Here is a 16,078-nt window from a genome sequence, read left to right on the forward strand (position 1 = left end):
GGGGGCAATAAGTATGATAGACATCAATCAACTACAAAAAAACTTCGGAGAGAACGAAGTATTAAAGAGCATTTCATTATTGATACCAGCACATCAAGTCGTTGCAGTCATCGGGCCGAGTGGTTCAGGGAAGAGTACATTTTTAAGGTGTATTAACGGTTTGGAAACCATCACGAGTGGCACAATTACTGTGAATGGTCATGAAATCAATTCATCGGCGCCGAGAAAAGTGCTACAAAAAGAAATTCATGCTATTCGTCAAGAAACGGGCATGGTATTCCAACAATTTAATTTGTATCCACATAAAACCGTTGTGGAAAATGTGATGGAAGCTTTAGTAGTCGTGAAAAGATTGAAAAAAGAAGCGGCACATCAAGTTGCATCTGACTTACTAGCAAAAGTAGGACTTGCCGCAAAAGAAGATGCTTTTCCATCTCAACTATCAGGTGGTCAACAACAACGTGTCGCCATTGCAAGGGCACTTGCGATGGAACCAAAATTGATGTTATTCGATGAACCTACTTCTTCGTTAGACCCAGAGTTAGTAGGGGAAGTATTAAAAGTAATGAAAAATTTAGCAGAGGATGGCATGACAATGGTCATTGTTACTCATGAAATGAAGTTCGCAAAAGACGTTGCCGGTCGCATTTTATTTATGGCAGATGGTGTTATTGTGGAAGATGCCGACCCAACTGCATTCTTCGAACATCCACAAACAGAAAGGGCACAGAAATTTCTACGACAAGTTTCAGAGTTTTAACTTTGTAGTGGATAATAGATTGTTAGCCTAAATTTGTTGCATCATTGCGACAATGGCAAACTGAACTGCTTCCTGCAGACCTAAGTTCGAGACAAAATGTGGACATTGGGTAGCGGAGCCTAATTGATTTGAGAAAGGAAGTAAACAATATGCAAATTAAAGCAAAATGGCAAGGTGGCCGTGCCTTTGAAGCTGTCGGTCCAACTGGATACCCGATAATAATGGATGCTACAGCTAACTACGGTGGAGAAGGGAAAGCCGCAACGCCAACTGAACTGTTATTAGCAGCATTAGCGGGCTGTATCGGCATCGATGTGACAATGATCTTAAAACCACATTTAGAGACCATCAACAATATCGAAATTACAGTAGACGGCGAACGCCGTGAAGAAATGCCAACAGCCTTCACAGCTGCCATACTAACATTCACAGTAGACGGCAACATCACACCGAAAAAAGTATGGCGCGCCATTCATTTAGGTGAAGAAAAATATTGTGCAGTCTCTGCATCCTTAAAAGCAGACATAACGTACAAGCTAATCTTAAATGGTGAAGAAGTATCCTCAGAGCAGATATAATGCAAAAATAAGAACGATTGTGAGAGATTTTGGTGCTCGTTCAATCGTTTTTTCTGTTTTATTACAAATAACACTTATATACTGATCTGAAATTAAGAGTAGTTTGAAAAAAGTTTCCTCACTCAAGGAGGGAGAATGGCAGAACTAATAAAAAATTCTCAATGAAAGATAGACGTCAAAATTGAATTTTAAGATGAACATCATGCACAGGGTTCAGCAATTTATTTTAAAAGTTGCGTCGATGATTTTAATGCAACGCTAATGAAAATAAGCTGACATGAAATATCAAGTGAATTACTTCCGATTAATGGGATTTTAAAAAACCACTGTAAGCCCGAAATATAAAAAAGCGCACCTTTTCGGTACGCACGACGAATGGCCATCTATCTGAAATTTTTTCGGATAGATGGCTATTTAGCACATGTGGCTTGGATATTTTTTGACCAAGGCATGTAGTTAATTAAAATTTGGGGTTGCTGATGGATCGGTAAATTCGGCAGCTCTGTCATTAACGTTACTAGGTATTGATAGAAGTCGATACCATTTGCTTTTGCTGTTTCAGCCAAACTTAAGCAGATCGCATTCGCTTTAGCACCAGCTTCACTAACAGAGAAAAGCCAGTTCTTTCGGCCGATCACATTAGGGCGAATCGCATTTTCAGCTGGATTATTATCGATTTCAATGCGACCATCGAGCAGAAAAGCTTTTAACCCATGTACACGATTTAATGTATATTCGGCAGCTTTTGCCAAGGCATTTTTTCCGAAGAAAGGGGATTCATCTACCCATTTTAGAAACTTTTCTACAATCGGTTTCGAATGTTTTTGCCGTGCTTTTCGTCGTTTACCTGGTGAAAGATGCTTAAATTGACGTTCTAAGTGATACAGTTGGTCACAGTAATCCACACCAATTTGACCGTTTCTGCTATCAGCTTTCAGCCAATAACGTCGTACATGCGCCCAACAGTTGGCGAACGTGACATCAGGTAGATTGCCGTATGCAGAATATCCATCACAAATCACGGTTCCTTTAAAGCCAGCTGTAAAGTTTTCTAATACAGAACGACTTCTCGATAAAGCACTTTGGAAAAGAACGATGATTGGTCCTTGGCTTGGCACGCTTCGGAACACCCAATTGTAGGCATTCGATTGACCTGATTTACCATCTGATCGTTTAATAATTTGCGCATACGTTTCGTCCACATGCAGAACAGATTTTGCTGTTAATGTCTGCTTCATCTGCTCATAAACCGGTAGAAGCCAATCTTCTGCTGCACGAATGACCCAATTCGATAAGTTTTTGTCATTGGTAAGCAGACCAAATCGGTCCCACTCCTTCACCTGGCGGTAAAGAGGTAAGTACTGGATGAACTTATCGTAGATGAGTTTTGCTAAAACAGTAGGTCCTGCAATGCTACGTTGAATGGCAGCTTGCGGTGCTTTTCCACGTTTCATCTGCGCTTTTTGAGTAGTATCTTTTTTACAATGCCTACACTCATAAGCGTGTTCAATATGTTGAACACGCTTCATTGTAGCCGGAATGAATTTTGCTTCCTCACGCGCAATGGTCGTACCAGCTTCGGTCATTTGACCAAGGCAACAGTCACATTGCGTGTTTTCAGGATGATGGTGAATTTCTTCTATTTCAATCCCGTCACGAAAAGAATCATTCCGTTTTTTCTTATGTAATTTACGGACAACGGTATACGTAATCATTGCCGTGCTTTGTTCTTCTGTCTGCTCAGAATCGCTAAAAGACGGATCGTCTTCGAATAAAGAACCTTGTCCGTCTGGTGCTTTATACTTTGATTTTTCCGATTTTGAACCGTATAAAGCCTTGGTTAATTGGCGAACTTGTTCAGTCAACGCTTCGATTTGTCGATTTGACTGAGCTAATTGTTGCTCAAGCATTCGAATTAATCGTTCATTTTGATTTTCTTGCTTAGGAGAAACGTTCGTCAAATCATTCACCACATTTCCGTTCAGTATAAGTTATGGATGATTATACCACCTTAATAGGTGGGTTTAAAAGACACCTTTTGCAGATTTCGCAATCGCTTTTGGCTGCTGAAGCGATAAACCTTCTAACAGCCAGCGAAGTTCCTTTTGTGAAAGGTTACGTACTTCCTTTTCATCTTTTGGCCATTGCAGTTTGCCATTATCTAATCGTTTATAAAGCATGGCGAAGCCATCTCCATCAAAATACAAACATTTATAACGGTCTTTACTCGTTCCAGAAAATAAGAAGATGGAATCACTATATGGATCAAGTTTAAAAGAATCCTGAATGAGTGTTGCGAGACCGTCAATACCTTTACGCATATCGGTCTTACCGCAAATAATGTAGATGTTCTGCACGCTCGTAAAATCATGCTTCATTGATTATTCAGCTCCTTCACGATCGTTTGGATGATGTGCTCATCTACGCCATTGAAGAAAGAGATTACTGCGGTAGCTGTTTTAATTACGCAGCTTGGATCAGAAGGAGATTGCGGTGAATTTGTAAATGAAGATTCGTCAATGATAGGGTCTAGCGACACGGGGACAATTGTTAGTTTAGTTGTTGGCATAGAAAACACCTCCCTTATTTGATATATCTATCGTACCGGGAGGTGCCTGTCATATATATGCGTTATTTGATTACGGGCTTACAAACCACTCATACAAGCGGTTTTTTATTTTGCTAAATTATTGTGTATTTATTTGCATAATGCAAGTAAGTGAGATATAAATATTTCATGAGGTCTATAAGGGCAAAGAATAACTGAGAGTACTTTATATTCATGTTCAGTCAGTATTTTTCTTAAATGCCTTCTAAATTCTAGTTATTTAGTTTAAATTTGTTTCTATTCCGTATGTAACGTGAAATCGAAAGGCAACGCGAATTGCGTAAATAAAGAAATTTCCTCATTGATAATAGTTGTGAAAAACAAGTAAATTGGAGGGTGTTGGCATGAAAGAGATACTTGATGCAATTGTTTTTGGAGGTGGTCAGGCTGGTCTTGCTACAGGTTATCATTTACAGAAGAAGGGACTACGTTTTCTGATTTTGGAGGCAAGTAATCAGATAGGCGGGTCTTGGCCAAGTTATTATGACAGTCTGAAATTGTTTTCTCCAGCAGGCTATTCCTCTATGCCGGGCATGAAATTCCCGGGCAATCAGAATCGTTATCCTCATCGAGATGAAGTCGTTCGTTATTTACAGGATTACAAGATAAAGTTTCAATTGCCAGTTATTTTTAACCAACGTGTAGAATTGGTCGAAAAAGATAGGGGAGGATTTTTAATTCGAACGATGACAGGGGATATTTTTCGGGCTCGAACTATCATTAATGCGACCGGCTCATTTAGAAATCCATTTTTGCCAACAATTGCAGGGATGGAGATGTTTCAAGGGGACATACTCCATTCTTCGGAATACCGAAATCCGAAGTCATTTCACAATCAGAGGGTAGTGGTCGTAGGAGGTGGGAATTCTGCGGTACAGATTGCAGTTGAGTTGACCGAAATGAGTCAGACTTCTTTAGCTGTGGTTCGACCAATCCAGTTTGTGAAACAACGTGTATGGGGCCAGGATTTGCATTTTTGGTTGAAGCTGATTGGTTTTGATACCTTCCCATTCTGGAGATTCGGGAAAACTGCACCGAGGTCAAAAGCAGTGAATGATACAAACAAATACAAAGAACGAATAACGGCAGGAAAACCCTATCAAGAACCGATGTTTACATCCTTTTATAAGGGGGGAGTCATTTGGCCGGACGGGATAAAAGAACCAGTGGATACCGTAATATTTGCGACCGGCTTCAGGCCACAATTTCCATACCTGCAAGCAATTGGCGCACTTGATGAGGAAGGTAGACCTTTACATAAGGCAGGCATTAGCATAGTTCCAGGTCTTTATTATGTGGGGCTGGAAGGGCAGCGTTCCTTTGCTTCTGCTACATTAAGGGGAGTAGGGCAGGACGCGGAATTTATTGTGAAAAAACTAGTGCAGTGTCTTAAATAATGACATGATTTGAATACTGAGTGCGCTGTTTTTTAAAGACTTTGAACTGCGAGAATATGCCTGTAATAGCTCCTCCAACCATCTAGAAAATACACTAATTTTACAATTAGTGTATTTTCCGAGTATGTTATTAAGGGGCGGTTATATTAATTGTACAATACGAGAAAAAATTAGGAGGTGAGGAAATGGAAAGCAAACGTGAACTATTCCAAGTTCTAACTCAGAGCTTTGGATATTTAAATAAAAAATGTTGTTCAGTTGGTTCTGTAGATATCTCACCTGTACAAAGTCACATTCTCTATGAGATTGACAAGCAAACTGAGCCTTCGATGCAACAAGTTGCCGAAATATTAGGAATGGATATTACTACCTTTAGTAGACAAATTCAAACTCTTATTAAAATGAACCTAGTTAAAAAAACACCTTCATCTACAGATAAGAGAGTATCCATTTTATTCCTAACGGTAGAAGGTAAATTTGTTGCTACAATAATTGATCAGACGATAAATGAATATTTAAATAATGTTTTCTCACATATGAATGAATTTGAACAAGAAACAGTCATTCGTTCACTAATTTTATTAAACAAAGCCATGACAAAATCAAGTATCTGCTGCACACCTCATTCTTTATCATAAGTGTGACTAAAATATTCAATTTGGCTCATTTAGTCCATCTATCGACACAAATAATGATTAGAATAGGAATATTATCAGTACAATTGAAAAAATTATGATATACGGCTATTTGTGATGCGTACAGGAAAGGTGCACTATATTTTTGTAATTCGGGCTTACAGTTATCCAACATCGAAAAGTTTAATAAATGACAAACTCCCTTGAAAATGAATTCATTTTCAAGGGAGTTTGTGTTTTCTGAGAAATTTTAGTTATTATCCAAAAAATATGTTAATTGTATAGTTGTATCTTCTTGTAACTTATAAGCTAGGACTAACATATACCAACCTTTATCTTCTACTGAAAGGTCTATTGCAAACTGATCTGCATTAGGTGCAAGCTGCTCAACAGCTACAGAAATTTCTTTATTGGTTTTCGTATGCCTAAGACCGATTTGGTAAGGATTTAAATAGTGACCGTCTAAGCCTTTTACTAGGTTTTCTACTGTCGTTACTGGTCCAGTTAAACTTTTCACTTCAACGATTTGAGGATGCGCAATCACAGTATCTAATTTAGTTAGATCTTTAAGTGGTGAGAAATCTGTTATCGCATTTCCTGAAATATCTAGTGAAACTAAATTCTTCGCGTATTGTAAGCCTTCAAGACTCGTTATTCGCGTAGTAGGACAATAAAGACTAGTGAGTTCATACAGATCACGTAGCGTTATTTCTCCAGTAAGTCCTAGTGTTTGCTGTATAGATTTCTTGAGATTGTTATCTTTTATAATGATAATTTGATTGAAGTCGATTGCTACTAACGTTGCTTTAGCCTGAATTAGTGCTCCTTCAGCTTGATCGATTTCTACCTGAGTAGCTTGCTTATTCGCAAGAAGTTCGTCCGCTTTTGCAATGCTAGCTAGTAATAAATTCACACTCTCAGATGTATAGCCTTCAGCATCAATGGCTTTCGCATCTTCAAAAGCTACTACTAAATCTTTTGTGAAAACTCTATCCGCGTTCGCGAAATGTAATTTAGCATCTCCCCATGATCCATGGTCAGAACCGTTTCCATTACCGCCGTCAGTAACGACTAACTTCAGCTCTTTGGCACCGCTAATATTCACTTCAATAAATTTTTGTGGATCTCTTGATTGCATTAAGCCACTGTCGAATTGTTTTTCTCCATCAACAATAACCTGGAATGTTACAGAACCAATTGAACCGTACATCTGACGGTCTACACCCACAAATGAAGTGAAATAATCAGCGTCTTTATCTGTTAAATCATAGACGATTGTTGAGTTAGAATGGGCACCAATACCTTTCTGGTAAGCCTTCTCACTGCCATCTTCTCCTGTTAATCGTAAAGTTTTGTGACTAATTGCTAGATCTTTCACAGGTACTGCATAGCTGTTTTGAGTAGAATTCCAATCGAAATCTGAAAGGAAATGAGCATCTTCCATATTCACGACAGAAATCGTTCGTTTCTTCGTGATTTCATTGCCGTCACTATCCGTTACAGTATAAGTAAGCTCATACTTACCAGCTCGATCGAAGTTTACTTGATCTGCTCCAGTCACTTGTACAGCGGCTCTTAAATCGCCATCTTCAGCATCCGTTGCGAAATATTTTCCGTTGATGTCGATAGGCGTTCCGGCTTTAGTAGCAACGGATTTAGGGACTGTCAGCTGTGGAAGCCCAATTTAAATACTTCATTGTAGGCAGTTAAAATGTCTTTCCCGTATAAGTCAAACTTTTTAACCGAAGCAATTGGAGTATTAGTAGTTGCTTCGGCTGAAGTCACGATAATTTTTCCATTCGGATTTTTACTCGCTAAAACATTAATTGGGCCACCGACTAAATTAAAAGCCAAGGCGGCTACTGCAGCAATCTTAACAACTTTCATTAACAATTCCTCCTGATGAATTTATTCCTAAGAAGCACATTAGAAAGACACATCTTGCCCAAAATAGGGCGAGATGCTGTCCCTTCATATCTACTAAAAAAAGCTACTCCAAAAAGAGTAGCTTTATTTTTATAAGGTAATCAAATAAATCCACACAAAATGCTTCATTTTTAATGAGCCTTACTAAACAAAAAGTAGAATGTACTCTTCGGCAACTGGCTGACATAGTTATAAACTTTAGTCCCTATAGCTTTGCGTCCCTAAATTTCTTTAGGTTTGCTTATTTAATTTTTCTACTACAAAGAATAGCATGATAAAAACTATTTCAATAGAATAATAAGCACTAGATTTATTACCTCACAACAGGGTAATATGGCAAAATTACATCATACTAAAACGATTTAAATTGTCATATTATTTGTATCTAACATTAAGTTATGAGATAGTAATAACATCAGAAAGTTATTTTAATATAGGATTTGCAGTAGCTGTGGGGGATAGGAATGCGAAAGCTTATTAAATTTTTACTTCTATTAGTTGTAGTAGGAGTGATCGTTTTTGTCTATGCAACATTTATCGAATCAAAGATATTAACCGTTACGTCTCATGAATTTTCATATGCAACACAGAGCGAGGAAAAAGGGACATCCATTAAAATTGCTCATTTTACAGATACGCAAGTTGGGGAATTTTTTAGTATGGAGCAGTTCGAGAAGGTTGTTAAGAAAATAAACAAACAAAAACCTGATCTCATAGTTTTTACTGGAGATTTATTTGATATGGGTGCAACAGAAGCGGAAATTCAAGAGATTATCTCTCTGTTAAAAGAGATGAAAGCGCCTTACGGTAAATTTTCGGTTTATGGTAATCGGGATGTAGGAGGCGGCATGGTCCGAAACTACGAACGCTTACTTACGGATGCTGATTTTACGCTTTTACAAAATGAAGAAACGACGATTATTTTTCCGAACGGGGAAGAACTACTCATATATGGATTAGATGATGCACTATTAGGTTCACCTGATATAGCTGGTGTGAACGATATGCTATCTCGTAATCAAAATACCCTTGTACTTTTACATGAACCAGATGTAGCAAAACAACTTGAGTCTACGAATCATGCATTAATTTTGGCCGGTCATAGTCATGGTGGACAAGTGTACCTACCATTTATCGGACCTCTTGCTACTACTTCATTAGCAGAAGAATACGTAAAGGGTTGGTATGCTCTTCCTGGTAATGTAAACCCTAATTTATATGTGAATACTGGGATTGGAAATACCAAACTGCCATTTCGTTTAGGCAACATCCCGCAAGTGGCTCTTATAAATCTTCAATAACAGGAAGAAAAGCGCTAAAGCGCCTGCTTAGCCCCGACAGCTGCTTGCGAGCCCGAAGCGACCTCGAGGGGCTAGCGCTTTAGCCTAGACGTTGCATTTACTTTTTTTAAAGTTGTCCACATGGCGAAATTTTATAATTTCCTTAACAGCAAAAAACTGGTTAGTATTTCTAACCAGTTTTTATTTTAGGGTTATTTAATTGTACTTACAAAATCTATTATTCTCTATGCTAATCCTATAAAACTATTTCACACTCGGTAATAATTTATTCAACACTATTGCTACGATGGCAGCTGTTGCGACAGGTGAGCTGAATAAATATTGCACTGTCGTTGGTAAAGAATATAAGAAATCTTTAGGAAGGAGTGTTAAAGCTAATGTTAAAATCATCGGAACAGCGATTACGTACATTTCTTTTTCGCCAATTCTTTCATTTTTCATCACTTGTAAACCGCTGATTGCAATGATGCCACAAACAATGACAAACACACCACCGATTACGGCTGAAGGAATGGCAGAAATCAAAGCAGCTAATTTACCTGAAAATCCAAATAATACAAACCAAGCCCCTGCAGCGACAAAGACATGTCGGCTTGCGATACCTGTGATCGAAATGACCCCTGCATTTGTTGAGTAACCGGTTACTGGAGTGGAGCCAAGTAAAGAAGCGATGAAACAGCCAATTCCTTCCCCGATAACGCCACGATTAATTTGTTTATCTGTTAATGGTTTGTCGATTACATTACTGACAGCAAACCATGTACCTGTTGTTTCAGCCATTAACACAATATAAATAATAACCATAGTAATGATTGCAGAAATATTGAAAGAGAAACCAAAGTCTGCAAAAGGAATTTGCGGCATGCTAAACCATTTTGCTTGAGAAACAGCTGATAAATCTAATACACCCATAAATTTAGCTGCGAAACAGCCTACGATTAACGCAATAATGACCGAAGTGATACGGAAAAAGCGACCTTTCGTATGGAAGAAAGAACCTAGCATAACGCAAACAATCAATACTACAGCTGTAATAAGCGCTAAATAGATGTTTTGGTTGATCGTAGCACCTGCACCGTTATAGATATTACTACTTAACCCAATGGGCATTAATGAAAGACCAACAACAAAGATAATCGTACCCCCAACAATTGGAGGGATGAACGTCTTCACAATCGTATTGAATACTCCTGTAAAGCCTAAAATAATGACTAAAATAGCGCAGATTAAGCTAGCACCTAATACTGAACTCCAACCAAGTTCACCACCACCACTAGCGGCATATATACCAATAATGGCGCCTAGTGGCACATAAGATGGACCTTGTGCGATAGGGAGTTTCATACAAAAGTGAGTTTGGATAATAGTTGCAATTCCTGCTGCAATAAAGGTCGATTGAATTAAAGCGGTTGATTGGCCAGACTGTAAGCCGATTAACATCGCAATAAGGAATGGAACTACATAAACATCCATAGCCATTACATGTTGCAATCCTAGTAGAGCTGATTGAACGGTTGAAACTTTTTCATCGGGTAAAACGGTTAAATTCGTGGGACTGATTTTATCGTTAGCTTGCTTGTTATTTTGTGTTTCCACTAAGATGCACACCTCAAAATTTTATGTTATTTAAATAAATGTTCGACAGTATTTACTAATAGGGTATTGTTATTTTGTTTATTGAGCTCGTTTATGAACCTTGTTGCCTTGAACCCATACTTCACGAATGTTTTCTGGTCGAACAAGGTACATGATTTTTTGGAAAATATCGTTTAATTCTTCATTAATATCGAAAATCGGTAGTTTTGCAGATGCTAATTTTGTATCGATGATTTGTACATCCCAAGTATAGTTTTCTTGTAAACGACCGATTGGGAGGCTTAAACTTTCACCACCACCAGCAGTTGCTAAGTAGAAAGCTTCATTAATGGTAATTCGTGAATTTGGTAGGCCACGTTTTTCTGCAGGAAGAGATGGATCTACACCGTCTTCTAACATTCTAGATGACATCACAGCTTGTCTCGCATTATCGAAAAGGCTTGGTGAAAAACCACCAGAAATATCTGAGCCTAAACCAATATCGACACCTTTTGCATGTAGATGGGCAACTGGAATGACACTGTTAGCAAAATAAGCATTGGAGATAGGACAATGACTAATGGCAGTGCCTGTTTCAGCAAATAATTCTGCATCGTCATCATTTAAGAAATTACAATGTGCCATGACAGCTTTATCGCTCAATAAACCGAAATCATGTAAGGCAAATGCATCGTTTTTCTTGAAGCGCTCTTGTACGTACCCATGTGCCCAATCACTTTCACTACAATGAGATTGAATATGCGTATCGTACTTAGCAGCCAATTCCCCTAATCCTTTTAATGCTCCATCCGAACAACTTGGTATAAAGCGTGGTGTTACAACTGGATAAACACCTTGTTTCGTCGATCTGGCTAATTCTTTAACCGCTAAGATAAATTCTTCTGTATCTGCTAATGCTGTTTGCACATCCGCATCACGATAAAATTCTGGTGTTTGTTCAGGATCATCCATTACAACTTTACCAACTAAACCACGTTGTCCTTTTTTAGCGCATATTTCAGCGAGCAATAGGCTTGCCTCTTTATGAACAGTCGCAAAATAAAGCGATGTAGTTGTGCCGTTTGCAAGTAAAGTGCTTACTAAATCTTCATAGACCTCTTTAGCAAACTCTAAATCTGAGAACTTAGATTCAATTGGGAAGGTATACTTGTTTAACCAATCATTCAGTGGAATGTCTAATGCAGTTCCAGATTGAGCCCACTGTGGTGCATGGACGTGTAAATCAATAAAGCCGGGTAAGAAATACTGTCCTTCAGCTAATTGATGAAAGTTTTCTTTTCCTTGATAAATATTTAGTAATCCTTGATAGTCCGCATGATCAGGTGCAACGGCTTTTTCAATCATACCGTCAGCGTTGATACAGAATAGATAATGTTTTAAGATTTGTACTTCTTTTGAAGACTTACTTGAGAAAGCAGTCCCTCGAAACAAATGCGTATATTCAGTCATGTAATCCACCTTAATGTTCGTGTTTCTGTAATTGTATCGATTATTATAGGGCATTCTAACTGTTAAGTCTATAAAAAAACAAATTTATTGATAAATATTTATATTAAAATGATAGAATAAACTAGTTTTTTACAAATGATTAGTATTATATAGTAGAGAGATGTGGGGGAATGTGGATGTATTATAGATGAATGGATATATCTCGGTTAATTAAATGGAACTGAGATTACGAGAGGACTTGTCCGACCGTGAGTATAAACAAATGCCATAAAGAATTTAACCAAACAGTAGTCGAACTTTATCGCTTGTGTACACCGATCCATCAACTAGCTAGGGAATATGGTGTGTCAGAAATCATGATTTATTAATGGATTAAACTACATTCTTCAATTGAAGGAATGGGGGAGTTAACTGCAGCGGAAGTGGCTGCGATGCAAAAAGAAAACCTTCGCCTAAAACAAGAGGTAGACATCCTAAAGAAGGCTATGACCATATTCGCACAAAAATAAAAGACCTTGAGCTGTTCGACCTTCCTTCACTTCTACTATAAAAAATAGTAGCACAAACCATGGTCTCGGTTTGTACTACTAATGTTAGGATGTTTTTGTTTGTGATAGTAATTAGATTTTCTAAAAATACTAACTCCCTACAGTAATTAGTTTAAACGACCAAAACCTGTAAAGTGATTTTCCCAATATGCGCCGTCGATTTTACTAATTTGTACGTAATAACCACTTGCAGCAATCATTTGATTATCGCCAATATATATACCGACATGTGAAATCCCAGATTTATATGTATCGCTAAAGAATACTAAGTCTCCAATTTGTGGTGTAGATACAGGTGTAGATGCATTGTAGTAGCCTGCTGCTGATAAACGAGAAGTTGAAATACCTGCTTTATTATAAACATAAGTAATAAAACCTGAGCAGTCAAAGCCACTTGGCGATTCGCCACCGAAAAGATATTTTACGCCTAAAAATTGATTTGCAATTGAAACAATATTATTACCTACTGAAGAATTCGGTGAAGTTGGCTCCAATGTTGTTGAGCGACTCACAATTAATTTTTGCCCAACAGAGATTGCTGTAGAAGATAAATTATTTAATTTCATTATGGTTGTATACGAAATGCCATATCGACTACCAATTTTAGATAATGTATCGCCTGATTTTACTGTATATGTAGATGTTGATGTATTATTTAAATCAGTTGAATCCGATGTTGATGTCGTAGATCCATTAACTACAAGTTTCTGTCCAATAAGGATTAGAGTTGAAGATAAATTATTCCACTCCATTAAAGTTTTATATGAAACACCATACTGACTACCAATTTTAGATAGTGTATCCCCAGATTGTACTGTATATGTAGTCGTAGAGCTTGGATCTGGAGTAGTAGATGTTTGATTTTCACCGATAATTAATTGTTGTCCAGGAAAAATCAAAGTAGATGTTAAATTGTTTGCATTCATAATTGTTTTATAGGAAATGTTATATGCTTTTGCTATTTCATATAATGAATCTCCTGATTTTACTGTATATGAAGCTGCTGAAGCTTGTCCAACAGACGTTAATAAGACCGTTGTTCCTACTGTTAATGCTGCTAGCTTTGAAGACCATTTATTCATAATATTATATTCTCCTTAATTACTATTACTTAAAGATAATATAATATCATTGTGATATAACAAATCAGTATCAAAAATATAACAAAAACGTTTTTTCTGTAACATTTCAAAATTTTGTTCAATTAGTAGCTAAAATTGCATAAAATAGAGGAAAAATGATAAATTCTGCTCGTAGATGAGTTTGGGACATTGAATGATGGATTATTTTTGATGTTTTTTTGATGAGTTATACTTTCGTTTTCTCCGATGGTATCACATTGCCCGAGTATGTGTTGTGAAATCATGGATCATTGATAATAGGAAATACATATTGAAGAATAAATAAGAGTAGTCAAAACGGAAATAATAAATCCTTCTTGTTCAATTTTTCTATCCTTTAAGTTAATTAATTTCTAATAATTCTCGTGAGCATTATCTGAAATTAGAGGTGTAGCACAGGAAGTATTGCGAAAAGGAAAAGCCTGGAGACATTGACATATCTACGTTTTCGGGATTTTCAAAAGATGGTACGAACTGGTCTCGAACCAGCCCCGCCCCCATGAGTCGAATTTATCTAGCTTAAAAGATTGAGTTGAACTGAATTCAACTGAGTTAAAATAAGTCTGATTTAATAAGGGTTTCGTGACTGGAAAAATCTTTTTAGTAAAATAATACCAGAACAAAAAATAATTCTGCGGACAAAAGAATAAACAGATGGTCTGTATTACTTTTTGTGATAGAACAGTGTGTTACAGGTATAAAGTGATGTAGAATTTGGTTTTAAAGAATCAAAATATATAGTTGGAATGCTACACTTTTAACAGATGTGGCATTTTTGTTTTATAAAATAGTTGGTTTTACTTTTGATACGGTGAACGTTATTACAAGTAAATGAAGTTTTTTTAGAAAAATAAGAGGAGGAATTATAAAAAGGGGCGGCACCTCACGGTTGCAGCCCGTTATTGACATAATTAAAAAACTCACCTTAATCATTTTATTTCTACAAGAATACTGCACTAGGTCCGTCAGTAAACCTATTGTGCATTCGATTTTCCATTCTGTATTTTACCGATTTTTTGCTAGTAAGCCAGCGTCGCTGGATCGGTATTGCCAAATGTCAAATACCACGGTACTCCTAAAATTCCGGGAGGAACAAATACATCGAACGAGCCGCTCTCAACGTCGTAGCGACGTACCGAGCCAGTATCAGGTCCGTTTCCAGAAATGGGGACAAATAATTTTCCTTCCGGTCCAAACAGGATAGCCATCGCGAAGGCACGGGGCTCTCCGACTTCATCAAGGTCAATCTTTTTGATAAAAGTACCCGTTTTGCCTTCAAAAACAAGGATTTTGTCGGTGTCATCCGCGTCCGCTCGGAAACTGGTGATGTAGAGGTTACCGTCTGGACCGAAGACCAAACCTTCAGGACGGTGCAGGTTATTGACAGAATTGCTCTCAATGAACACGTCAACGAATTCCAGTGTATGCGGGTTGAAGCGTAACACCCAGCCATTAAGGGGATCAAAAGGGTTAAAGACGGAGACATATAGCAAGCCGTCTGTTCCTATGACCACACTGCGGGGGAAAAATGGCCCGTTGAATCCAGAGTGGTTGAAAATGCCTAGAAAGGCCCCGTTTGTCCCACTATACGCTCTTAGTTCTCCCGGTTGAGGTTCTTCGTTAGAACTGACGCTCTCTATGTCTGCCACATACAGGACATTGCTATTCGAGAGGACGATGCCCCGCGGTGCAAACGAAGCACCTTCTTGAATGGAAGTGACGAGTTCACCAAGAAAAGCCCCAGTCTCTCCATTGTACTGCAACACGTTGCCGTTTTGAGGTTGCTCGACATTCTGGTTAGAGACAAGGAGATTGTCAACATGGTTGAAGATAAGACCTCGAGGACCGTGTAAGCTGCCGCTACTTGATGTTACAAAAGTGCCAAGGAAGTTCCCGTTGACTGCGTCGAAACGTTTCACGGTGTCATCACTTGTATCACCAATATAGAGAAAGTCACTACGAATACCCATAACAAAACCACCTTCTTTAATTTATTTAGTAAAAACGAATTTTCACTTCCTCTAATATATGTGAACGAGAGTTTTGAGCTATAGACAAACTGCCTGATTAAATAACATAATTTCTAAAATATGTATTACTAATTCTTTTATTGCAATAGTAAATGTAGAATTTAATGTAAGTATGTAAAAACTTTTATT

At 37.7% G+C, this 16,078-nt stretch carries 14 protein-coding genes and 1 riboswitch; of the genes, 5 read left to right on the plus strand and 9 right to left on the minus strand.

Going from position 1 to position 16,078, the window contains the following annotated elements; translation table 11 throughout:
* The first annotated feature begins 13 nt into the window (after positions 1-13).
* Together MHH87_RS07095 and MHH87_RS07100 are read left to right on the plus strand one after the other, a co-directional pair.
* A complete protein-coding gene (locus tag MHH87_RS07095) occupies positions 14-760 on the plus strand; it encodes an amino acid ABC transporter ATP-binding protein (protein WP_340748621.1) in 747 nt (248 codons plus the stop codon).
* Between the two features lie 149 nt (positions 761-909).
* On the plus strand, positions 910-1,338 hold the full coding sequence (locus tag MHH87_RS07100) for an OsmC family protein (RefSeq protein ID WP_340748622.1): 429 nt from the start codon (positions 910-912) through the stop codon (positions 1,336-1,338).
* A gap of 410 nt (positions 1,339-1,748) precedes the next feature.
* Here the strand turns inward: MHH87_RS07100 and tnpC are convergent, their stop codons facing one another.
* The 3 genes from tnpC to MHH87_RS07115 form a co-directional block, all read right to left on the minus strand.
* On the minus strand, positions 1,749-3,299 hold the full coding sequence (tnpC, locus tag MHH87_RS07105; RefSeq protein ID WP_340748686.1) for an IS66 family transposase: 1,551 nt from the start codon (positions 3,297-3,299) through the stop codon (positions 1,749-1,751).
* Between the two features lie 63 nt (positions 3,300-3,362).
* Positions 3,363-3,716 carry an IS66 family insertion sequence element accessory protein TnpB gene (tnpB, locus tag MHH87_RS07110; RefSeq protein WP_340748613.1) on the minus strand — a complete coding sequence of 118 codons (354 nt, stop codon included), beginning with the start codon at positions 3,714-3,716 and terminating at the stop codon, positions 3,363-3,365.
* Positions 3,713-3,907: a hypothetical protein gene (locus MHH87_RS07115; RefSeq protein ID WP_340748614.1), complete on the minus strand. Its 195-nt coding sequence runs from the start codon at positions 3,905-3,907 to the stop codon at positions 3,713-3,715. Before MHH87_RS07115 ends, tnpB begins: the two co-directional genes overlap by 4 nt.
* A 383-nt stretch (positions 3,908-4,290) precedes the next feature.
* Here MHH87_RS07115 and MHH87_RS07120 point away from each other — a divergent pair, with 383 nt between their 5' ends.
* Together MHH87_RS07120 and MHH87_RS07125 are read left to right on the plus strand one after the other, a co-directional pair.
* Entirely contained in the window at positions 4,291-5,343 is a 1,053-nt protein-coding gene (locus MHH87_RS07120; protein WP_340748623.1) for an NAD(P)-binding domain-containing protein, read from the plus strand.
* 185 nt (positions 5,344-5,528) lie between these two features.
* Entirely contained in the window at positions 5,529-5,981 is a 453-nt protein-coding gene (locus MHH87_RS07125) for a MarR family winged helix-turn-helix transcriptional regulator (RefSeq protein WP_340748624.1), read from the plus strand.
* A gap of 247 nt (positions 5,982-6,228) precedes the next feature.
* Here the strand turns inward: MHH87_RS07125 and MHH87_RS07130 are convergent, their stop codons facing one another.
* Both MHH87_RS07130 and MHH87_RS07135 read right to left on the minus strand, forming a co-directional pair.
* Complete coding sequence (locus MHH87_RS07130; RefSeq protein ID WP_340750921.1) at positions 6,229-7,662, minus strand: NPCBM/NEW2 domain-containing protein; 1,434 nt, start codon at positions 7,660-7,662, stop codon at positions 6,229-6,231.
* A complete protein-coding gene (locus tag MHH87_RS07135) occupies positions 7,644-7,865 on the minus strand; it encodes a hypothetical protein (protein ID WP_340748625.1) in 222 nt (73 codons plus the stop codon). Before MHH87_RS07135 ends, MHH87_RS07130 begins: the two co-directional genes overlap by 19 nt.
* Positions 7,866-8,072: 207 nt before the next feature.
* Positions 8,073-8,156: riboswitch (cyclic di-GMP riboswitch) on the minus strand.
* A gap of 212 nt (positions 8,157-8,368) precedes the next feature.
* On the opposite strand from MHH87_RS07135, the gene MHH87_RS07140 reads away from it, so the two are divergent.
* Positions 8,369-9,205, plus strand: coding sequence for a metallophosphoesterase (locus MHH87_RS07140; RefSeq protein WP_340748626.1), 837 nt, complete (start codon positions 8,369-8,371; stop codon positions 9,203-9,205).
* Between the two features lie 243 nt (positions 9,206-9,448).
* Here the strand turns inward: MHH87_RS07140 and MHH87_RS07145 are convergent, their stop codons facing one another.
* The 4 genes from MHH87_RS07145 to MHH87_RS07160 form a co-directional block, all read right to left on the minus strand.
* Entirely contained in the window at positions 9,449-10,801 is a 1,353-nt protein-coding gene (locus tag MHH87_RS07145; RefSeq protein ID WP_340748627.1) for a uracil-xanthine permease family protein, read from the minus strand.
* A 78-nt stretch (positions 10,802-10,879) separates the two neighbouring features.
* Positions 10,880-12,250, minus strand: a complete 1,371-nt coding sequence (gene guaD / locus MHH87_RS07150) for a guanine deaminase (protein ID WP_340748628.1) — start codon at positions 12,248-12,250, stop codon at positions 10,880-10,882.
* A 655-nt stretch (positions 12,251-12,905) separates the two neighbouring features.
* Entirely contained in the window at positions 12,906-13,880 is a 975-nt protein-coding gene (locus tag MHH87_RS07155) for a C40 family peptidase (RefSeq protein ID WP_340748629.1), read from the minus strand.
* Positions 13,881-14,938: 1,058 nt separating this feature from the next.
* The gene (locus MHH87_RS07160; RefSeq protein ID WP_340748630.1) at positions 14,939-15,889 is read right to left on the minus strand and encodes a hypothetical protein; all 951 of its coding nucleotides are present in this window, start codon (positions 15,887-15,889) and stop codon (positions 14,939-14,941) included.
* Between the last annotated feature and the right edge of the window lie 189 nt (positions 15,890-16,078).

The organism is Solibacillus sp. FSL H8-0538 (genome assembly GCF_038003525.1).
In the GTDB taxonomy this organism is placed as follows: domain Bacteria; phylum Bacillota; class Bacilli; order Bacillales_A; family Planococcaceae; genus JBBOPI01.